General features: G+C 70.6%; 21 protein-coding genes. 20 read left to right on the forward strand and 1 reads right to left on the reverse strand.

Going from position 1 to position 18,765, the window contains the following annotated elements; genetic code table 11:
- Positions 1-345: 345 nt before the first annotated feature.
- The 14 genes from nifA to TSO352_RS02420 all read left to right on the forward strand — a co-directional run bounded on the left by nifA (position 346) and on the right by TSO352_RS02420 (position 12,458).
- Positions 346-2,235, forward strand: coding sequence for a nif-specific transcriptional activator NifA (gene nifA, locus TSO352_RS02355; RefSeq protein ID WP_109105782.1), 1,890 nt, complete (start codon positions 346-348; stop codon positions 2,233-2,235).
- A gap of 174 nt (positions 2,236-2,409) precedes the next feature.
- Entirely contained in the window at positions 2,410-3,306 is an 897-nt protein-coding gene (locus tag TSO352_RS02360) for an adenylate/guanylate cyclase domain-containing protein (RefSeq protein WP_247871853.1), read from the forward strand.
- Between the two features lie 205 nt (positions 3,307-3,511).
- Positions 3,512-5,065 (forward strand): nitrogenase cofactor biosynthesis protein NifB, encoded by a 1,554-nt coding sequence (gene nifB, locus TSO352_RS02365; protein WP_109106631.1) that lies wholly within the window; start codon positions 3,512-3,514, stop codon positions 5,063-5,065.
- Between the two features lie 59 nt (positions 5,066-5,124).
- On the forward strand, positions 5,125-5,316 hold the full coding sequence (locus tag TSO352_RS02370; RefSeq protein WP_014248512.1) for a 4Fe-4S dicluster domain-containing protein: 192 nt from the start codon (positions 5,125-5,127) through the stop codon (positions 5,314-5,316).
- A 75-nt stretch (positions 5,317-5,391) separates the two neighbouring features.
- A complete protein-coding gene (locus tag TSO352_RS02375; protein ID WP_109105783.1) occupies positions 5,392-5,931 on the forward strand; it encodes a hypothetical protein in 540 nt (179 codons plus the stop codon).
- Complete coding sequence (locus tag TSO352_RS02380) at positions 5,928-6,740, forward strand: 4Fe4S-binding leucine-rich repeat protein (RefSeq protein WP_109105784.1); 813 nt, start codon at positions 5,928-5,930, stop codon at positions 6,738-6,740. Before TSO352_RS02375 ends, TSO352_RS02380 begins: the two co-directional genes overlap by 4 nt.
- Positions 6,741-6,768: 28 nt before the next feature.
- Complete coding sequence (locus TSO352_RS02385) at positions 6,769-7,095, forward strand: nitrogen fixation protein NifZ (RefSeq protein ID WP_109105785.1); 327 nt, start codon at positions 6,769-6,771, stop codon at positions 7,093-7,095.
- Between the two features lie 49 nt (positions 7,096-7,144).
- Positions 7,145-7,468: a nitrogen fixation protein NifZ gene (locus TSO352_RS02390; RefSeq protein ID WP_109105786.1), complete on the forward strand. Its 324-nt coding sequence runs from the start codon at positions 7,145-7,147 to the stop codon at positions 7,466-7,468.
- Positions 7,465-8,616 (forward strand): aminotransferase class V-fold PLP-dependent enzyme, encoded by a 1,152-nt coding sequence (locus TSO352_RS02395; RefSeq protein WP_109105787.1) that lies wholly within the window; start codon positions 7,465-7,467, stop codon positions 8,614-8,616. Before TSO352_RS02390 ends, TSO352_RS02395 begins: the two co-directional genes overlap by 4 nt.
- 38 nt (positions 8,617-8,654) lie before the next feature.
- The gene (gene nifT, locus TSO352_RS02400; RefSeq protein WP_109105788.1) at positions 8,655-8,864 is read left to right on the forward strand and encodes a putative nitrogen fixation protein NifT; all 210 of its coding nucleotides are present in this window, start codon (positions 8,655-8,657) and stop codon (positions 8,862-8,864) included.
- A 5-nt stretch (positions 8,865-8,869) separates the two neighbouring features.
- Positions 8,870-9,154 carry a hypothetical protein gene (locus tag TSO352_RS02405; RefSeq protein ID WP_109105789.1) on the forward strand — a complete coding sequence of 95 codons (285 nt, stop codon included), beginning with the start codon at positions 8,870-8,872 and terminating at the stop codon, positions 9,152-9,154.
- Positions 9,155-10,378: a DegT/DnrJ/EryC1/StrS family aminotransferase gene (locus TSO352_RS02410; protein ID WP_247871854.1), complete on the forward strand. Its 1,224-nt coding sequence runs from the start codon at positions 9,155-9,157 to the stop codon at positions 10,376-10,378. It begins immediately after the preceding gene.
- Between the two features lie 19 nt (positions 10,379-10,397).
- Positions 10,398-11,327 (forward strand): SIR2 family protein, encoded by a 930-nt coding sequence (locus tag TSO352_RS02415; RefSeq protein ID WP_109105790.1) that lies wholly within the window; start codon positions 10,398-10,400, stop codon positions 11,325-11,327.
- Positions 11,328-11,417: 90 nt separating this feature from the next.
- Positions 11,418-12,458, forward strand: coding sequence for a lipid A deacylase LpxR family protein (locus TSO352_RS02420; protein WP_109105791.1), 1,041 nt, complete (start codon positions 11,418-11,420; stop codon positions 12,456-12,458).
- 3 nt (positions 12,459-12,461) lie between these two features.
- On the opposite strand, the gene TSO352_RS02425 is transcribed toward TSO352_RS02420, so the two are convergent.
- On the reverse strand, positions 12,462-13,109 hold the full coding sequence (locus tag TSO352_RS02425; RefSeq protein WP_109105792.1) for a DUF4337 domain-containing protein: 648 nt from the start codon (positions 13,107-13,109) through the stop codon (positions 12,462-12,464).
- Positions 13,110-13,264: 155 nt separating this feature from the next.
- Here TSO352_RS02425 and TSO352_RS02430 point away from each other — a divergent pair, with 155 nt between their 5' ends.
- The 6 genes from TSO352_RS02430 (at position 13,265) to TSO352_RS32815 (ending at position 18,762) form a co-directional block, all read left to right on the forward strand.
- A complete protein-coding gene (locus TSO352_RS02430) occupies positions 13,265-13,831 on the forward strand; it encodes a septation protein A (RefSeq protein WP_109105793.1) in 567 nt (188 codons plus the stop codon).
- 139 nt (positions 13,832-13,970) lie between these two features.
- Positions 13,971-14,279 (forward strand): twin-arginine translocase TatA/TatE family subunit, encoded by a 309-nt coding sequence (locus tag TSO352_RS02435; protein ID WP_109105794.1) that lies wholly within the window; start codon positions 13,971-13,973, stop codon positions 14,277-14,279.
- A 213-nt stretch (positions 14,280-14,492) separates the two neighbouring features.
- Positions 14,493-15,560, forward strand: coding sequence for an SPOR domain-containing protein (locus tag TSO352_RS34200; RefSeq protein ID WP_282183822.1), 1,068 nt, complete (start codon positions 14,493-14,495; stop codon positions 15,558-15,560).
- A 282-nt stretch (positions 15,561-15,842) separates the two neighbouring features.
- A complete protein-coding gene (locus TSO352_RS02445; RefSeq protein ID WP_109105796.1) occupies positions 15,843-16,244 on the forward strand; it encodes a response regulator in 402 nt (133 codons plus the stop codon).
- Positions 16,241-18,529, forward strand: coding sequence for an exonuclease domain-containing protein (locus tag TSO352_RS02450; protein WP_247871855.1), 2,289 nt, complete (start codon positions 16,241-16,243; stop codon positions 18,527-18,529). Before TSO352_RS02445 ends, TSO352_RS02450 begins: the two co-directional genes overlap by 4 nt.
- Positions 18,526-18,762: a hypothetical protein gene (locus TSO352_RS32815; protein WP_146210694.1), complete on the forward strand. Its 237-nt coding sequence runs from the start codon at positions 18,526-18,528 to the stop codon at positions 18,760-18,762. Before TSO352_RS02450 ends, TSO352_RS32815 begins: the two co-directional genes overlap by 4 nt.
- Positions 18,763-18,765 lie beyond the last annotated feature (3 nt).

Consider the following 18,765-nt stretch of genomic DNA (forward strand, 5'->3'; position numbering starts at 1 on the left):
TTGATAACTGACCAGTCAGTTATTAGCACGAAACCCGCTCCACCACCAATGGCGAAAGTCATTGTGCGCCGCAGCAGTACCTATGCAAAAAGGCTTGCCTTTCCGCGAGCAGTCACGGAAACTTTCCACCGGACGGCGGATCACGAACATGTGTGACCGCGCAAGACCCGGATACAGCGGGCGTTGAAACGGTACCGGACAACGGTTGCCGTGTTCCTGGGAGGGAACGGTTCAGGGCGCTGACGCCGGGATCCGCACCGCGACACCGCCAGGACGGCATCGCCAGGATGGCGCCGTCCGAATGTGGCGCGCAACGCGGCTCCCCAGCCGAGCAGGGGATCGAACATGCCGAGTGTCGCCCAGTCCGCCTCCTCCTCCAACCTTGAGCTGCTGACGATCTACGAGGTCAGCAAGATCCTGGGATCGTCGCTGGACCTGGAGCAGACGCTGCGCGAGGTCCTGCGCGCGCTGTCCTATCAGTTGCAGATGCACCGCGGCCGCATCTACCTCCAGGGCGAGGACGGGGCGCTGCGTCTGGTCGCCGCGCAGGGGCTGCCCAAGGGGTCGCCGGCGCAGGAGATCGACTTCAACCAGGGCGAGGGCATCAGCGGCCGCATCCTGAAGACCGGCATGCCCGCCGTGGTGCCCAACCTGGCCGAGGAGCCGCTGTTCAACAACCGCTCCGGCGGGCGCGACGACCTGGACGAGCAGGTGGCGTCGCTGGTCGGCGTGCCGATCAAGGCGGCCGGCGCGGTGGTCGGCGTGCTGACCATCGACCGCATCTCCGACGAGGGGCCGAGCGGCCATTTCGGCGCCGACGTCCGCTTCCTGACCATGGTCGCCAACCTGATCGGCCAGACCGTGCGGCTGCACCGGACGGTGGCCGAGGAACGCCGCTTCATGATGCGCGAGACCTTCCGCGTCCAGAAGGAGCTGCGGCCGGTGGTGGCGCCGGTCAACGACGTCGTCTGCACCAGCCCGAACATGGTCGACGTGCTGGCCCAGGTCCACCGGGTGGCGCCCTTCAAGTCGACCGTGCTGATCCGCGGCGAGAGCGGCACCGGCAAGGAGCTGATCGCGCGGGCCATCCACAACCTGTCGCCGCGCAAGGACGCCCCCTTCATCCGCGTCAACTGCGCCGCCCTGCCCGAATCGCTGCTGGAGTCGGAGCTGTTCGGCCACGAGAAGGGGTCGTTCACCGGCGCGCAGAAGGACCACAAGGGCCGGTTCGAACTGGCGTCGGGCGGCACCCTGTTCCTCGACGAGATCGGCGACATCTCCTCCAACTTCCAGGCCAAGCTGCTGCGCGTCCTGCAGGAGCAGGAGTTCGAGCGGGTCGGCGGGTCGAAGACGATCAAGACCGACGTCCGCCTGATCTGCGCCACCAACCTGAACCTGGAAGAGGCGGTCGGCCACGGCAAGTTCCGCGCCGACCTGTATTTCCGCATCAACGTGGTGACGATCCACCTGCCGCCGCTGCGCGAACGGCGCGGCGACATCGCGATGCTGGCCAACCACTTCGTCGCCAAGTTCGGCAAGGACAACGGCCTGAACCTGTCGATCGACGGCGAGGCGCTGGAGGTGCTGAACCGCTGCACCTGGCCCGGCAACGTGCGCGAGCTGGAAAACTGCATCGAGCGCGCCGCCACCCAGTGCCGCAACGGCACCATCCGCGTGCCCGACCTGTCCTGCAGCATGAATCTGTGCAACTCGTCGGTGCTGTTCCAATACCGCACGATGGGCGCGGCGGTCGGCGGGCTGGCCCCGTCGATGAGCGGCACGCCGACCAACCCGTCGACGGGCGCCGGCCCCATCCCCGGCCCGGTCCCTGGTCGCCCACAGCCCGCCGGCGGCATGCCGGCCGCCGTACCGCCCCCCGGCAACGGCGCGCAGTGGCCGGCCTGCGCGTCCGGCTGTTCCGCCGGACCGACGCCGGGCTGCGGCGCCTCCAAGCCGCTGGCGGCGGGCGCCATCGCGCCGCTGCCAACGCCGCAGCCGGCCGACGCGCCGCCGACCCCCTCCGCCCCGGCGCCGCAGCCGGCCGCCGCCCCGCCCCCGGCCGGCGGCGACCTGGCCCTGGACGAGCCGGAGTCGGGGCCGCTCCGCGACCGTCTGGTCTGGGCGATGGAGCGCACCGGCTGGGTCCAGGCCAAGGCCGCCCGCCTGTTGGGCATGACGACACGGCAGGTCAGCTACGCCCTGCGCAAGTACAACATCGAGATCAAGAAGTTCTGACGACGGAATTCCGCGCCTCGACCCGTCGCGTTCCCGCCGGAACTTGGCGGCGGCGCCACACCGGACCGGTCACTCAACCACCCGTCGCCGTCCGCCGTCGCCCGGCGGCCGATTTCGTGTTAGCGTTCGCCGCCTTCGGTTCGATGGCGTTCTCCCGGTCGAACGGATCCTGTCTTGCCCTCGCTTGAGAAATCCCTCGCCCTTCTGTTCGTCGACATCGCCGACAGCATGATGCTGTACGAGCGCGTCGGCAACGCCACCGCCGCGGCGCTGACGCAGGGGATGCTCGCCCATCTGCGGCGTCTGGTGGAGGGCAACGGCGGCGGCGTCATCAAGAGCCTGGGCGACGGGCTGCTCGCCGCCTTCCCCGCCTGCAACGACAGCGTCCGCGCCGCCTGCGCGATGGTCGACATCCAGGACCAGCACGGCCTGCGGCTGCGCATCGGCATCCATCACGGCGCGGTGATCGAGGGGGTCGGCGACCTCTACGGCGACGCCTGCAACGTCGCGGCGCGGGTGCAGCAGATCGCCCGGCCCGGCGAGATCCTGGCGACCCAGACGCTGGTCGCCGGCCTGTCGCCCGAGCTGCGCGCGCGGACCAAGCCGTTGAGCAACGTCGCCATGAAGGGCAAGGCGGCGCCGATCCACGTCCACCAGATCCGCAGCGCCGACGAGATCGAGGACACCGTCGACAGCACGACGCTGGGCTTTTCCATGATCAACGCGCCCGGCGACGCCATGGTGACGCTGCACCTGTCCTACCACGGGCAGGAGATCGCCATGAGCCGCGCCCTGCCCCGCGTCACCATCGGACGGGAGGACACCAGCGGCCTGCGCATCGCCTCGCGCCAGACCTCGCGCCAGCACGCGGTGATCGACTTCAGCCGGGAAAGCTTCCTGCTGACCGACCATTCGACCAACGGCACCTTCATCCGCAGCGGCGGGTCGCCGCCGGTGGTGTTGCGCCGCGATTCGACCAAGCTGGTCGGCAACGGCCTGATCGGCTTCGGCGCCGAGGCGCTGGACGAGACGCAGGACCATGTCGTCGCCTTCCGTGGCGAGCTGGCCTGACACGTCTTTGTCGCCACGCCGGCATTGTCGGCACCCCGACAAAGCCCCCCGGCCGACCCGCCATTGTCGCAATGACGACAGCGTCCGTGACGCCGACCATTCCCCATAAACCTTTGTAGCGCCTGGGTTTCTTCCTCTGGCCCCGAACTTGCTTTGCTCCATCCGTCCAACGGTGTCGTCCGGCACGGCAGGGAAGGAGTGGATGATGAGCAACGTGGTTTCGCTCGACAGCATCTTCGGTCTGGGGCAGTTGGCCCCGCCCGAAGTGGCGCCGGCCGCGGCGTCGGGCTGTTCGTCGTCGTCCTGCGGGTCGTCCGACGGTCCGGCCGACATGGACCCGGCGGTGTGGGACAAGGTGAAGAACCATCCCTGCTATTCGGAAGAGGCGCATCACTACTTCGCCCGCATGCATGTCGCGGTCGCCCCGGCCTGCAACATCCAGTGCAACTACTGCAACCGCAAATACGATTGCTCGAACGAGAGCCGGCCGGGCGTGGTCTCCGAAAAGCTGACCCCCGACCAGGCGATCAAGAAGATCCTGGCGGTCGCCCAGGAAATCCCGCAGCTGTCGGTGATCGGCATCGCCGGGCCGGGCGACAGCCTCGCCGCCGCCGGCAAGAACACCTTCGCCACCTTCGAGCATCTGCAGAAGAAGGCGCCGGACCTGAAGCTGTGCCTGTCCACCAACGGCCTCGCCCTGCCGGAGCATGTGGACACCATCGCCCAGTACAACATCGACCACGTCACCATCACCATCAACATGGTCGATCCCGAGGTCGGTGCGCAGATCTACCCGTGGATCTTCCACAAGCACAAGCGCTGGACCGGGCTGGACGCCGCCAAGATCCTGCACGAGCAGCAGATGCTGGGGCTGGAGATGCTGACCGCGCGCGGCATCCTGGTGAAGGTCAACTCGGTGATGATCCCCGGCGTCAACGACGAGCACCTGCTGGAGGTCAACAAGGCGGTCAAGTCGCGCGGCGCCTTCCTGCACAACATCATGCCACTGATCTCCGACCCGGCGCACGGCACCTATTTCGGCCTGAACGGCCAGCGCGGCCCGACCGCGCAGGAGCTGAAGGTGGTGCAGGACGCCTGCGAGGGCGGGGCCAAGCTGATGCGCCACTGCCGCCAGTGCCGCGCCGACGCCGTCGGCCTGCTGGGCGAGGACCGCGGCGACGAGTTCACCGCCGACAAGATCGAGGCGATGGGCGTGGTCGCGTATGACGACGAGGCCCGCCGCACCTACCGCGAGCATGTCGAGGCCGAACGCGCCGGCCGCAACGCCTCCAAGGCCGCGGCCCAGGCCGAGGTCCAGGAGACGGTCGGCGTCGAGGCCGAGCCGATCCTGATCGCCGTCGCCACCAAGGGCGGCGAGCGCATCAACGAGCATTTCGGCCACGCCCGGGAATTCCAGATCTACGAGGTCGGGCCGGGTGGCGCCAAGTTCGTCGGCCATCGCCGCGTCGACCAGTATTGCGAAGGCGGGTCGGGCGACGTCGACACGCTGGACGGCGTGCTGGCCGCCATCAACGACTGCACCGCGGTGTTCGTCGCCAAGATCGGCGGCTGCCCGTCCAAGTCGCTGGCCGACGCCGGCATCGAGCCGGTCGACCGCTTCGCCTTCGACTACATCGAGGAATCGGCCCTCGCCTACTTCAAGGACTACGCCGAGCGCCTCGGCCAGGGCGTGGTCCGGTCGCGCGCCGGCCAGGACGCGGTGATCCGCACCGGGGCACTGACCGCGCGCCGCGCCTGAACCGCCTTTCCCCCCAACCACAGCCATCCCCAACCGTCATTTCATCGAAGGAGAGAGCCATGGCCTACAAGATCAAGTCCGCCGAATGCACCGTCTGCGGCGCCTGCGAGGCCGAGTGCCCGAACATCGCCATCAGCCTGAAGAAGGGCACCTACGTCATCGACCCGGCCAAGTGCACCGAGTGCCAGGGCCAGTTCGACAGCCCGCAATGCGCCGCCGTCTGCCCGGCCGACTGCTGCGTCCCGGCGTGATTTAACCCCTCTCCCGCCCCTCCTCTCCCTCGCGAGAGGAAGGGCGGGAGAGGGACGGACAACCGGAGCGCCGCCATGCTGGACGAGGTGGATGAGGACTGGCTCGCCCGCCGCTACTACGGCGGGGATCTGCCGCCCGAGGCGGAACGGTGTCTGCATCTGGCCGCGGCCAGCTATGCCGACAGCGCGACGGCCCTCGGCCATCTTGCCCGCGCCGCGGCGGCGGCCCCCGGCCACCGGCTGGTCGATCTCGGCCACTACAAGTTCCACTTCTACAAGGCCAACCTCGACGAGGCGCTGGTCTATGGCGACCGCATGATCGGCCACGCCATGGCGGCGCTCGGCGTCAACCACACCGACTGGCGCGCCGTCACCCCGGCCACCGCCGACTTCGGCGGGCTGGAGCCGGCCCCCCGCCTGTTCCTGTTCGCCCTGCTCGCCATCGGTTACCTGCTGCTGCGCACCGGCCGGCTCGACGCCGGGCGCGAGGCGCTGGCCAAGGTCTGCGCGCTCGACCCGCAGGACCGCTTCGGCGCCGCCCGTCTGCTCGCCGTCGCCGACCGCCACGAGCGGGAACTCGTCGACGAGGACGAGCTTGAGGAGGCCGGCGCATGACCGACGACATCCTCGAATCGCTCGACTGGCGCGGCGAACCGGTCGACTGCACCGCCTGCGCCCACCTCGACCGCCGCGTCGGCGACGACGAGGCCGCACTCCCGCCAGGCGGCGCGCTGAAGGGCCACTGCCTGCCGCTGCGCGCCTGCGTCCACGACCGCTACGCCAAGCGCATCCAGCGCTTTTTCGAGTGGAACCCCGATCTCGCCGCCGGGCATCTCGACCACCCCTATTTCGAGGTGCGGGCCAACGCCGCGCGCTTCGCCCCGATCTTCCAGATCCCGCGGCTGATGAACGATCCGGACGAGACCGTCCGCTCGGTCCTGGCCCGCCGGCTGCCGCGCCGCCTGCTGCTGAAGCTGCGCGACGACCCGGACCGCGAGGTGCGGATCGCCGTGGCCTCCCGGCTGGAGGACGCCGACCTCGCCCCGCTGATGCAGGACCCCGACTGCTCGGTGCGCATGCGCGTCGTCCGCCGCATTCCCGACGGCATGCTGCCGGCCATGATGCACGACGCGGATCCGGAGGTGCGGGTCGAGGTCGCCCGCCGGCTCGCCATGGACTGGCTGCCCAGCCTGGCCTGGGACGACAGTCCGCGGGTTCGGCTTGTGGTCGCGCAGCGGTTGCCGCCGTCCAAGCTGCATGTGCTGATCCAGGACGCCGACTGGATGGTCCGCCTGGCGGTGGCCGGGCGCATCGACACCGACCAGCTCGGCCCGCTGACCGACGACCCGGAGGAGGAGGTCCGCAGCATCGCCCGCCAGCGCGCCGCCGGCTTCGCCATCGCCAACGACCTTCCGCCCCTCTAGCCCTCCCCCTTCACCGGAGCGCCCGCCGATGTCCGACACCGACACCGCCACCCCCTACCGCCGCGAGCGCGCCCGCAACGCCGACGACGCCAACGAGCTGGTCGGCCCGGCGGTGTACGAGCAGGGCCACAAGGTCCGCGCGCTGAAGGACGTGCGCAACGACGGCACCTACCCCGGGCGCCCGGTCGGCGACTACCTGATCCGCGCCGGCGACGTCGGCTACGTCATCTCCATCGGGACCTACCTGCAGATGTATTACATCTATGCCGTTGATTTCTATGAGAAGCGCGTCGTCGTCGGCATGCGCGCCCGCGAGATGGAGCTGATCGACGGCACCTGCAACGACCCCCAGTGACGCCCCTCCCCTTCTCCGTCCCGCCTCTTTTCCGGTTAGGAGCCCCGCGATGTCCGACGCTGAAACCCCGACCCAGGACGCCCCCGCCAAGCCCGGTTTCATCCCGCCCCGCGAACCGCTGTACGACTGGGGCCTGCGGGTCACGGTGCAGGAGGACCTGTTCAACGACGGCAGCCACCCGCAGGTGGCCGACGGCGCGCTGCTGGCGCCCAAGGGCACCCCCGGCACCATCGTCCGCGTCGGCCGCACCGAGGACGGCAACCTGCCGGTCTATCTGGTGGAGTTCCCCGGCGGCACCGTCGTCGGCTGCCTGGAGGAGGAGATCGCCCCGTCCGACGGGTCGCGCCGCGGCGTGCCGGGGGTGATGGCATGACGGTCTACCTCGACAACAACGCCACCACCGCGCTGGCGCCCGAGGTGCGGGAGGCGATGCTGCCCCACCTGTTCGGCGATTTCGCCAACCCGTCGAGCCCGCATGGCCCCGGCATGGCCGCCCGCCGCGCGGTCGGCGAGGCGAAGGCCCAGATCGCCGCCCTGATCGGCGCCAGGCCCGCCGACCTGATCATGACCGGCAGCGCCACCGAGGCGACGCACAGCGCCATCCTCGGCGCGCTGCGCGTCATCGAGGAGACCGACCACCGCCGCGACCACATCGTCACCACCGCGGTGGAGCATCCGGCGACGTTGGCCCTGTTCGACGACCTGCGCCTGCGCGGCTGGCGCGTCACCATCCTGCCGGTGAACCGCGACGGCCTGCCCTCGCTGGTCGACCTCGCCGCCGCGGTGTCGGAGGAGACGGCGCTGGTTTCCATGATGTGGGCGAACAACGAGACCGGGGTGCTGATGCCGGTGGCCGGCGCCTCGGCCATCGCCCACGCCCACGGCGCGCTGTTCCACACCGACGCGGTGCAGGCCGCCGGGCGGGTGCCGGTCGCGTGCGGCATCGCCGATTACCTGACGCTGTCCGCCCACAAGATGCACGGGCCGAAGGGCATCGGCGCGCTCTATGTCCGCAAGGGCGCCCCCTTCCATCCGCTGATCCACGGCCACCAGGAGCGCCGCCGCCGCGGCGGCACCGAGAATGTGCCGGCCATCGTCGGCTTCGGCGCCGCCGCCGCGCTGGCCGGGCTTTGGCTGGACGAGGCCGACCTGACGGCCTTCCTGCGCGACCGGCTGGAGCACGGCGTCCTCGCCCGCTGGCCCGGCGCGGTGGTGAACGGCGGCGGCACGGCGCGGCTGCCCAACACCAGCAACATCCGCTTCGCCGACGCGCGAGGCCGGCCGATCGACGCCGAGGAACTGCTGATGCGGCTCGACCGCGCCGGCATCGCGGTGTCGATGGGCGCCGCCTGCTCGTCCGGCGGCAACGAGCCGAGCCATGTGCTGACCGCCATGGGGCTGGGCAAGGCCCAGGCCGCGGCGAGCCTGCGCTTCTCGCTCAGCCGCTACACCACCGCGGCGGAGGTCGACGCCGTGCTGTCGGAGTTGCCGGCGCTGCACGCGCGCCTGGTGGCCGCCTAACCAAAACACAACGAAAACAACAGGCTGGAGTGTCCGTGATGAAGGTGATGATCCGCAAGGTGGCCGACCATTACACGATCTACGTCGCCAAGAAGGATCTGGAGGAACCCATCGTCGCGATGGAAAAGCCGGCGCTGTGGGGCGGCTGGGTCAAGGTCGCCAACGGCTGGACGCTCGACCTGCCGGAGATGCCGGCCGACACCCGCCTGCCCATCACCGTCGAGGCCAAGAAACGCGGCGCGGAGTAGCCATCATGCCCCTGTCACCCGAGCGCATCGACACCATCGCCACGCTGGCCAGCCAACTGTTCGCCGAGGGCCGCAACCTCGATTCCGTGGTCCGCGCCGTGCGCGCGGCCAACCCGGACCTGAAGACCGTGACCGGCGCCATGGCGGCGGTGATGGCGGAGGACCCGTTCCGGGAAGAGGCGGCGTTCGACCTGCATCTGGTGGACGGCAACAACCACTGCTGGCTCATCACCGACAGGTCGGAGCTTGCCACCGGCCTCGTGATCGCCCAACGCGACGAGGATGAGTGAATGATCGACACGGCCGCAGCGACCGCCCCGCCCCCGGATGCCGCCCGCGCGGACGGGGATGAGGCCGACGACTACATCCCGTTGACCGACCCCGACATCTCGGGCGCGGAGATCGAGGTCCTGGGCCGCGTCCTGTCCACCGGCGGGCTCGGCGACGGGCGCATGGTGCGGGCGTTCGAGGACGCCTTCGCCGCCTATGTCGGCCGCGGCCACGCCGTCGCCGTGTCCAGCGGCACCGTCGCCACCTTGCTGATGCTGAAGGGCTATGGCATCGGCGAGGGCGACGAGGTGCTGTGCAGCCCGTTCGGCTGGCATCAGGTCCAGCACGCCGTGGCCCTGTCGGGCGCCACCCCGGTGCTGGTCGACATCGACTATTGGCAGCACACCATCAACCCGGAAAAGGCGGCGGCGCTGGTCACCCCGGCGACCAAGGCGATCCTGGCCGGCAACGTCAACGGCCACCCCGCCCATTGGGACGAGTTGCGCGCGCTGGCCGACGCCCGCGGCCTGATCCTGCTGGAGGATTCCAGCGAGGCCATCGGGTCCACCTACAAGGGGCGGATGGTCGGCACCTTCGGCGACGCGGCGGTCTTCGACTTCTCCGAACCCGGGGTGCTGCTGGCCGGCGAGGGCGGGATGATCGTCACCGACGACCGCGACCTCGCCCACCGCCTGCGCTACATGCGCCGGCGCGAGGTGGAGCACCGCAACACCGTCGTCATCACCCGCAACCTGCCCTGGCAGGTCGGGATGAGCAACCTGAGCGCCGCGCTGGCGCTGGTGCAGTTGAAGCGGCTGCCGGAGATCCTGGCCCGCCGCAACCTCGTCATCGCCCATTACGACGCGGCGATGGCCAGCTTCGAGGGCATCAAGCCGCCCTACCGCGGGGCGGGGGCGGAGGTGGTCAACCCGATGCTGTACTGCGTCCATCTCGGCACGCGCTTCACCGCGTCGGGGCGCAAGTCGATCATCGAGGATCTCGACACCCACGACATCGACGCCGGCGACTACGGCCAGTCGCTGCACACCCAGCAATACTACATCGAGCGGCTGGGCGAGCGTGGCGCCGGCCGCGCCGCCTGCCCGGTCTGCACCAAGACCGCCGACCGCGTGCTGGCCCTGCCGCTGCACCACAAGATCACCAGGGACCAGGTCGCCTTCATCGTCGAAACGCTGAAGGACGCCACCGTCAACACCGGCGCCGGCGCGGCGATCTACTTGTGATACCAGGGAGAGAGACCTCATGACCGACACCATCGTTGCCCCAGACGCCGAACGCGCCACCGAACGCGCCGCCGACCTCGCAACCGATGCGGATACCGTCACCGTGCCCGACACGGCGGCGGCCCTGGCCGAGGTTGCCGCGGCGCTGTCCGCAAGGCAGGTGGTGCCCTATCTCGGGCCGGGGGCCTTCGCCCTGCTGCCGGCGGAGCAATGCCCGATCCCGCGGAACTCGGCGGAGCTGGTGCAGCGGCTGAACGCCAAGGTCGCCGCCCCCGGCCGCATCCGCGCCAACCTGACCGCGGTCGCCCAGTTCATCGAAACGCGCAAGCACCGCAAGACGCTGGAGATCATCCTCAACGAGATCTTCCGCCAGACCGTGCCGGCCACCGCGGTCCACCGCCTGCTGGCCGCGATCCCGGCGCCGCCGCTGCTGGTCGACGTCTGGTACGACAACGTGCTCGACACGCTGCTGGGCGCCGACGCCGGCCGCAAATGGGGCCAGATCCAAGGGGTGTCGCACCCGCAATCGACCGGCGAGTGGGTGCGCTATTACGCCGCCGACGGGTCGAACGCGACGGCCGAGGCGGCGGCCGGCTGGGACACCGTGCTGTACAAGCCGTCGGGCGCGGTGACGCCGGCCGGCAACTACCTGATCTCCGACAGCGACTATGTCGAGATCCTGACGGAGATCGACATCCAGACGCCGATCCCCGCCATCGTGCAGGAGCGCCGCGCCGGCCGGCATTTCCTGTATCTGGGCTGCCGTTTCGACCACGAGATCCAGCGCACCTTCGCCCGCCAGATCGCCAAGCGCTCCTCCGGTACCCACTGGGCGGTGATCCCCGGCGAGCTGTCGAAGAACGAGGCCCGCTTCCTGGCGATCCACGGCATCCGCCGCATCGACGTGACGCTGGACGCGGCGGTCGCGGCGTTGCAGGCGGCGGTGTAACGGTCGCCGCTACCCCCAAAGAAGCGGCACCGCATCGCAACACACACTCCATCCGGCCGTTAGGTTGCGAAACGGATGGAGCGTGCCGGAATGGTGATGAACAGTGGCCGGGTTTCGGTGGCGGCGCTTGCGCTGCTGCTGACGGCATCGGGGGCAAGCGCGCAGGAGACGACGCCGGCGCCGGGCGAGGCGCCCGCGACCTCCGGCCCGGCGATCGGCTTCTGGATCGACAACGACCTGTTCGGCGGCGGGACCGACCGTTACTACACCAACGGATTCCAGTTCTATTACTTCTCCGGCGCGCGGCCGACCTACGGCAACATCGACTGGCTGGCCGACCTGGTGCCCTGGATCAAGCCGGGCGGGGTGCGACGCTACGGCTACGCCTTCGGCCAGAACATGTACACCCCCAGCGACCTGTCGCGCCGCGACCCGAACCCGTCCGACCGCCCCTACGCCGGCTGGCTCTATGGCCGGCTGTCGGTGCTGAACGAGGCGCCGCGCGCGGTCGACCGCTTCGACCTCGACCTCGGCGTCGTCGGGCCGTCGTCGCTGGCGGAGCAGACGCAGAAGGCGGTCCACAAGGTCGTCGGCGGCGCCACCTACCCGGAGGGCTGGAATTACCAGCTCCACGACGAGCCGGGGGTGATCCTCAGCTACGAGCATGTCTGGCGCAACGAGACGCCGAACGCGCTGGGACCGCTGGAATGGGACGTCAACCCGCACGTCGCCGGCAGCGTCGGCAACGTGCTGACCTTCGCCGCGGTCGGCGCCACGGCGCGGCTGGGCGGCAACATGCCGCCGCCGGTGGGGGCGCTGGTCACCCGCCCGACGGGCACCATCCCCTACCAGGACAGCCCCTATTCCGAACGGCCGGGCCGTTTCTCCTGGTATGTCTACGCCAGCGCCGAGGGGCGCGCGGTGGCGCGCAACATCTTCCTGGACGGCAACAGCTTCCGCGACAGCCGGTCGGTCACCAAGCACCCGCTGGTCGCCAGCATGCAGGCCGGCCTGACGCTGCGCTACGGCCGCTATGGCCTGACCTACGCCCAGACGCTGCTGACGCCGGAGTTCCGCGGCCAGAAGTCGCTGACCAACTACGGCTCGCTGCGCCTTTCCGTCCAGTTCTGAGGATCAGAGGAACGGCAGCGGCAGCACCAGGGTGAAACCGTCCACCGCCATCAGCAGCCCGGCCGCCGCCAGCGCCCGGCTGGCCCACAGGATGAAGCCCATGTTGGTGATGGCGAAGACCGAGGCCAGGACGATGGCCAGCTGCAGCATCCCCTCGGCGAAGTCGAAGTAGGGGTCCTGGGTGGCGGCGTGGTCGCGGCGGCCCTCGGCCGCCTTGGCGCGGGCCAGCAGGTCCTTGCGGCTGTTCTTGCCGTCGTCGGCCTCCATGCGGTCGGCCTGCTGGCGGTAGTCGGCGGAGCGCTGCAGCGCCTTGGCCTGGCCGTCGGCCGGCATGCCGGCGCTGAGCAGTTCCAGTTCGTCGGCGGCCAGCCGCAGGCTGATCTGGCGCTGGGTCTTGGACTGGTAGTAGGCGAAGCTGTCCGACGCCTCGATCGCGCTGGCCATCATGTCCTTGCCGGCGTTGGAGCCGGCGACGCTGACGATCGCCAGTGCCGCCGCCAGCACCGAGATGTAGATGGCGGTGGAGGTCTTCACGCCATGACCACCCTCATGCCCGCCCTCCGGCGCGTCGCCGTGCCCGGCGCTGCGGTGCTTGGCCCGCTCGCGCTCGTGGGCTTCGTCGATCAGATCCTTGACCTCGGCCGCGTCCATCTCGGGTGCCCTTCCTCTGTCCTGTGGCGGATGACGAAAGAGGTAGCCGAGCCATCCGGCGAAGAAAAGCCCCACCCGCGCGGAGGCTCCAGAATGTCCCGGCGGCGAACATTCGCCCCTTTCACGGGCGCCCGGTTCGGGCTATGTCAGGGGTTATGAACCAGTTCGCACGCTTGGCGATCGAGGCCGGCCCGCTCGCCGCCTTCTTCGTCGCCAATTCCCAGGCCGGCATCATGACCGGCACCGCGGTCTTTATGGTCGCCATCACCATCGCCGTCGCGGTGTCGTGGCGGATGGAACGGCGGATTCCGATCATGCCGGTGGTCGGCGCCGGATTCGTTCTGCTGTTCGGCGGCCTGACGCTGTGGCTGCAGGACGACCTGTTCATCAAGATCAAGCCGACCCTGGTCAACCTGCTGTTCGCCTGCGTCCTGTTCATCGCCCATGTCACGCGGCGCAACGTGCTGAAGCGGCTGCTCGGCACCGTGCTGAACCTGTCGGACGAGGGCTGGCGGACGCTGGGCATCCGCTGGGCCTGGTTCTTCCTGCTGCTGGCAGTGGTGAACGAGGTGGTCTGGCGCAACTTCACGACCGACATGTGGGTCAATTTCAAGGTCTTCGGCATCATGCCGCTGACGTTGGTGTTCAGCGCCTTCCAGGCGCCGCTGATCATGCGTCACCAGGTGCCGGAAGAACCGGCCGAAAGCGGCCCGACCGCCTGACCGCCTCTTGTGCGGCGCGGAAGGGGCACTCACATTGGTGGGACGGCGCGGTTGCCGTCCATCCGGACGCTATGGGTTGCCGTCCGTCGCGGACGCTGCGACCATACCCGCTCGGACCGAATTGCAGAGGTAGAGATCGATGGGCAGTTTCAGCATCTGGCACTGGATAATCGTGTTGGTTATCGTGCTTCTCCTGTTCGGCGCCGGCAAGCTGCCCAACGTGATGGGCGACATTGCCAAGGGCGTGAAGGCCTTCAAGGCCGGCATGAAGGACGAGGACGAAACGGCGCCGCCCGCCACCACCACGGCCTCCACCCAGGCCCCGCCCGCCGCGATCCATCCGGCCCCGGCCCAGCCCGCCGCCGATCCGGTGACCACCGCCCCGGCCTCCGTCACCCCGGTTGGCCAGCCGCACCCGGTCGACCCGGCCAAGCCGCATCAGGGCTGAGGTCCCTTCTTTTCCACCGCCCGCGACCGCATGGCGGTTTGATGGGGCGGTAAGATACGATAAAAAGAAGGGGCTTTCCGCAGCCGGTCCCCCGCCGTCGTTCCGCCGACGGGGGACCGGTGTCCGGAGAGCCTCTTTGTGTTCGGCCGGCCCGACGGGACCGGCGAGAGCGGGGCGCCCGTGACAGTCAGGCCCAGGATGATCAAGGACGAGATGAAGCCCACCGGCAGACCTTCCGACGCTCCCCCGCCGGAGAACGAGGACATCGCCAAGCTGCTTCGCGCCCTGAACGAGGATCTGCGGGCCGAGCCGATGGACGACGAGGTCGACGAGGTCGACGACGAACCCGCCGCGCGCGGCCTGCCGCTGGGCAAGATCGCGCTGGCGATGCTGGCCGCCGCCGGCATCGGCGCCGCGGTGGTGATGCTCGACCCCGGCGGCAAGGCGCCGGACCCGGCGCCGACCGCTGCCGGCAGCGCGACGCCGATGGTCCCCGCCCCGGCGATCACCCGCGCACCCGCCGCGAACGGCGCGCCGGAGCCGATGATCGCCCGCGCCCCGGCGCCGGCCGCGTCGACCGCTCCCGCCACGCCGCCCGCTCCACAGGCTCCCAGCGCCGCCAACACCGGCGCGACGGCCGCGCCGCCGCCGCCGATGGCCGCGCTGCCGGCCAACCCGCCGCCGGTGCTGAAGGTTCCGGAACCGCCGGCCGTCCCGGCCACCGCCCCGGTCGCCCCGGTGAAGCCGCGCGCCGCCGTCCCGGCCGAGCCGGCGCCGCAGCCCACCGCTCCGACCAGGGCCGAACAGCCCAAGCCCGAGCCGACGCGTCCCGAGCCGGCCGCGAAGGACACCGCCGACGCCGCCGACTCCGGCTCCTTGCAGGCGATGCTGGCCCCGCCGAAGGGCGACGCCAAACGTGCGGCGCCGAACGCCGCCCCGCCCCCCGCTGCTCCGGCCGCTCCGGCCACCGCCGCTCCCCCCGCCGGCGCCGCCGCGAAGGCGCCGGCCGCCAAGGCGTCGGTTCCCGCGGCCCCGCCGCCGGCCGGGCGCTACACCGTCCAGGTCGGCAGCTTCCAGATGACCGCGAACGCCGATGCGCTGCTCCAGAAGCTCCAGGGCAACGGCTTCCAGGCCTACACGGTCGATTGGACCGACAGCGCCAACCGCTCCTGGCGCGCCGTCCGCGTCGGCGGCTACCCCGACCCGGCGGCGGCCAAGCGCGAGGTGGAGCAGTTGAAGGCGAAGATGGGCCTCAACCCGGTCGTCGTCCCCAGCCGCTGATCCCCCACCGGCATCGGCGCGGCGCATCGGCGGTCGTCGCCGGCCGGCGGTGACCGGCGGCCCTGCGACAACCTGTCCTCACCCGGGCGAGTGTAGGGCGGCCCTGCGGCGACATTTGGTCGCGGGCCGCCTTTTTCTTGGCGAAACCACCCCCGTTCTTTGGTCGAGGGGGTCCGGTGCGCCGCTTGATCCGCGCTTCTCTTTGCTCGTACCATGGACATTCCAGGGCACAACGCAATTCAAGGAAGCCGGCACAAGACCGGTGCACCGGAGGACGCCCCCATGAAGCCGACCATCCTGGTCGTCGACGACGAGCCGAGCATCGTCCTGTCGCTCCAGGTCCTCATGCAGCGCGCCGGGTTCGACGTGCGCATCGCCCGCGACGGGGACGAGGCGCTCCGCTCGGTCGAGGCCTACACCCCCGACCTGATCCTGCTCGACGCGATGATGCCGAAGCGCGACGGCTTCGACGTCTGCCAGACGCTGCGGACCAACCCGGCCTGCAAGACGCTGCCGATCATCATGCTGACGGCGCGCAGCCGCGACGTCGAACGGCAGAAGGGCCTGGCGCTGGGCGCCACCGACTACATCACCAAGCCCTTTTCCACCCGCGACCTGCTGACCACCGTCCGCCGCCACCTGGGCATGCCCGCGGTGGACGCGGCGGCCGGGGGCGGGCGATGACCGCCCCCGCGCTGGACGGGCCGGCACTGGAAGGGCGGGCACTGGAAGGGCGGGCACTGGAAGGGCGGGCGGAGGGCAGCCCCCGTCCGGCCGGGAAGGAGGCGCCGGCGGCCCGGCCCCGCCGCCTGGTGCCGCTGGCCTTCCGGCTGGTCGGCCTGGCGCTGGTCGGGCTGGCGGTCGGGCTGGCGGTGGCGGTGCGCGGGTCGGAGGCCGGCGATCCGCTGCTGACCTACGCCGTGGTGATGACGATGGCGGTCGCCGCCGCGGTCTGGGGGCTGTGGCTGGTGGTCGACCGCTGCCTGCTGCGCGCCGCGGAAACGCTGAGCCGCGAGGCCGGCCTGATCGCCCATGGCAACGTCGAGGGCGCGGTCGGCGGCCGGGTGCCGCTGGCGCGCTACGGCGATCTGGTGCCGATGGCCCGCGCGGTGAACGACCTGTCGGACAAGCTGGCCCAGGTCCGCCGCGACATCGCCCGCACCGTCGCCGAATCGACCGCGAAGGCGGAGGAGCAGAAGACCCGGCTGGCCGCCGTGCTGCGCGACCTGCACGAAGGCGTCCTGGTCTGCAACACGCGGCACCAGATCCTGCTCTACAACCAGACCGCCCTGGACATCCTGCACCTGTCCGGCGAGATGGGGCTCGGCCGCTCCCTGCTGCATTTCGTGGTGGCGGAGCCGGTGACCCACACGCTGGAACGGCTGTCCTTGCGCGTCCGCGAGGGGCGGCACCTCAACCACGAGCACGGCACCACCGCCCAGTTCGTCGGCGCCACCACCGACGGCCGCATCCTGCTGGAAGGCCGCATGAGCGCCATCCTGCAGGAGGCGGACGCCGGGGCGGAGGAGCCGCCGACCATCACCGGCTACGTGCTGACCCTGTCCGACGCAACCAGCGAGCTGGCGGCGCTCGGCCAGCGCGACGCCCTGCTGCGCGAGGCGACGGAGGGGTTCCGCGTCCCGATCGCCAACCTGCGCGCCGCGGTGGAAACGCTGTACGACAACCCCGACCTCGCTCTCGCCGACCGCGCGGCGTTTGAAAGCTCCATGCTGGAATCCTGCGACGGCCTGTCGCAACGGCTGGAGCGGGTGACCGCCGCCTACCGCAACGTCGTCACCGGCAGCTGGCCGATGAGCGACATCCACTCCAACAACCTGATCAACCTGGTCCGCCACCGCGTCGGCAACGACACCCCCGGCTCGGCCTCCCTGGAGGTGACGCTGACCGGCCTGCCGCAATGGGTCCATGGCGACAGCCACAGCCTGGTGCTGCTGTTCACCCACCTGATCGAACGGGTGCACGGGCTGACCGGCGCGACCGCCTTCGACCTCGAGGCGGTGGCGCCGCAGGACGGCGACCGCTGGGTCTATCTCGACCTCGTCTGGTCGGGGCCGGCGGTGCCGAGCGCCACGCTGGACGGCTGGCTCGACCAGCCGCTGCCGAGCGGGCTGGGCGGCCTGTCCGCCGGCGACGTGCTGCAGCACCACCGCAGCACCGCCTGGAGCGAGGCGCTGCCCGACGCCGGGGGGGCGGTGCCCGCCGCGCGGTCCCGCCTGCGCGTGCCGCTGCCGCCGGCGCAGTCGCCGCTGTCCGCCCGGCCGCGGCCGCGCGCCGGCGCCCGGCCGGAGTTCTTCGATTTCGGGCTGCTGCACCAGCCGCTGGCGACCAGCGAGCTGGGCCACACGCCGCTCGACCGCCTGCATTACGTGGTGTTCGACACCGAAACGACCGGCCTGTCGCCCAGCACCGGCGACGAGATCATCCAGATCGCCGCGGTCCGCGTCGTCGGCGGGCGCATCCTGACCGGCGAGACCTTCAACACGCTGGTCGATCCCAAGCGGCCGATCCCGCCCGAATCGATCCCCTTCCACGGCGTCACCGACGCCATGGTGGCGGGAAAGCCGACCATCGACGCGGTGCTGCCACAGTTCCGCGCCTTCATCTCGGGGGCGGTGATGGTGGCGCACAACGCCGCCTTCGACCTGAAATTCCTGAAGATGAAGGAACGGGTCGCCGGGGTGGCCTTCGACGGGCCGGTGCTGGACACCATGCTGCTGTCGCGCATGCTGCTGGGCAACGACGGCGACCACACGCTGGACGGCATCGCCGAACGGCTGGGCATCGCCGTGGTCGACCGCCACACCGCGCTCGGCGACAGCCTCGTCACCGCGGCGGTGTTCCTGCGCATGGTCGAGATGCTGCGCGAGCGCGACGTGCGAACCCTCGACGACGCCATCCGCGGCGCCAACATCCTGGTCGAGCTGGCGGCACGGGAGCGGGCCTTTTGAGCGGCGTCCCCCCGCATTCCGGCCCGGCGCGGGGCCCCCATGACGGGACGATCAGGCGGCGCGACCGCATGGTCGGGCTGTTCCTGCTGGCGGCGGCGCTGTTCAACCCGCCGCTGCTCGGCCTGTTCGGGACGGAGGGGAGGATTCTGGGGGTGCCGTCGCTGTATGTCTGGGTCCTCGGCGGCTGGGCGGCGGTGATCGCGCTGGCTGCCCTGGCCAGCGCCAGACGGTAGCGG

It is taken from the genome of Azospirillum sp. TSO35-2 (genome assembly GCF_003116095.1).
In the GTDB taxonomy this organism is placed as follows: domain Bacteria; phylum Pseudomonadota; class Alphaproteobacteria; order Azospirillales; family Azospirillaceae; genus Azospirillum.

What these genes read in the sequence shown, in the direction of transcription:
- TSO352_RS02375 (WP_109105783.1), top strand. Translation starts at nt 5,392, where the DNA reads ATGCTGGACGAGGTGGATGAGGACTGGCTCGCCCGCCGCTACTACGGC.
- TSO352_RS02385 (WP_109105785.1), top strand. Translation starts at nt 6,769, where the DNA reads ATGTCCGACACCGACACCGCCACCCCCTACCGCCGCGAGCGCGCCCGC.
- TSO352_RS02415 (WP_109105790.1), top strand. Translation starts at nt 10,398, where the DNA reads ATGACCGACACCATCGTTGCCCCAGACGCCGAACGCGCCACCGAACGC.
- TSO352_RS02370 (WP_014248512.1), top strand. Translation starts at nt 5,125, where the DNA reads ATGGCCTACAAGATCAAGTCCGCCGAATGCACCGTCTGCGGCGCCTGC.
- nifB (WP_109106631.1), top strand. Translation starts at nt 3,512, where the DNA reads ATGAGCAACGTGGTTTCGCTCGACAGCATCTTCGGTCTGGGGCAGTTG.
- nifT (WP_109105788.1), top strand. Translation starts at nt 8,655, where the DNA reads ATGAAGGTGATGATCCGCAAGGTGGCCGACCATTACACGATCTACGTC.
- TSO352_RS02445 (WP_109105796.1), top strand. Translation starts at nt 15,843, where the DNA reads ATGAAGCCGACCATCCTGGTCGTCGACGACGAGCCGAGCATCGTCCTG.
- TSO352_RS02450 (WP_247871855.1), top strand. Translation starts at nt 16,241, where the DNA reads ATGACCGCCCCCGCGCTGGACGGGCCGGCACTGGAAGGGCGGGCACTG.
- TSO352_RS02390 (WP_109105786.1), top strand. Translation starts at nt 7,145, where the DNA reads ATGTCCGACGCTGAAACCCCGACCCAGGACGCCCCCGCCAAGCCCGGT.
- TSO352_RS02435 (WP_109105794.1), top strand. Translation starts at nt 13,971, where the DNA reads ATGGGCAGTTTCAGCATCTGGCACTGGATAATCGTGTTGGTTATCGTG.
- TSO352_RS02405 (WP_109105789.1), top strand. Translation starts at nt 8,870, where the DNA reads ATGCCCCTGTCACCCGAGCGCATCGACACCATCGCCACGCTGGCCAGC.
- TSO352_RS02420 (WP_109105791.1), top strand. Translation starts at nt 11,418, where the DNA reads ATGGTGATGAACAGTGGCCGGGTTTCGGTGGCGGCGCTTGCGCTGCTG.
- nifA (WP_109105782.1), top strand. Translation starts at nt 346, where the DNA reads ATGCCGAGTGTCGCCCAGTCCGCCTCCTCCTCCAACCTTGAGCTGCTG.
- TSO352_RS34200 (WP_282183822.1), top strand. Translation starts at nt 14,493, where the DNA reads ATGAAGCCCACCGGCAGACCTTCCGACGCTCCCCCGCCGGAGAACGAG.
- TSO352_RS02395 (WP_109105787.1), top strand. Translation starts at nt 7,465, where the DNA reads ATGACGGTCTACCTCGACAACAACGCCACCACCGCGCTGGCGCCCGAG.
- TSO352_RS02430 (WP_109105793.1), top strand. Translation starts at nt 13,265, where the DNA reads ATGAACCAGTTCGCACGCTTGGCGATCGAGGCCGGCCCGCTCGCCGCC.
- TSO352_RS02380 (WP_109105784.1), top strand. Translation starts at nt 5,928, where the DNA reads ATGACCGACGACATCCTCGAATCGCTCGACTGGCGCGGCGAACCGGTC.
- TSO352_RS02425 (WP_109105792.1), bottom strand. Translation starts at nt 13,109, where the DNA reads ATGGACGCGGCCGAGGTCAAGGATCTGATCGACGAAGCCCACGAGCGC.
- TSO352_RS02410 (WP_247871854.1), top strand. Translation starts at nt 9,155, where the DNA reads ATGATCGACACGGCCGCAGCGACCGCCCCGCCCCCGGATGCCGCCCGC.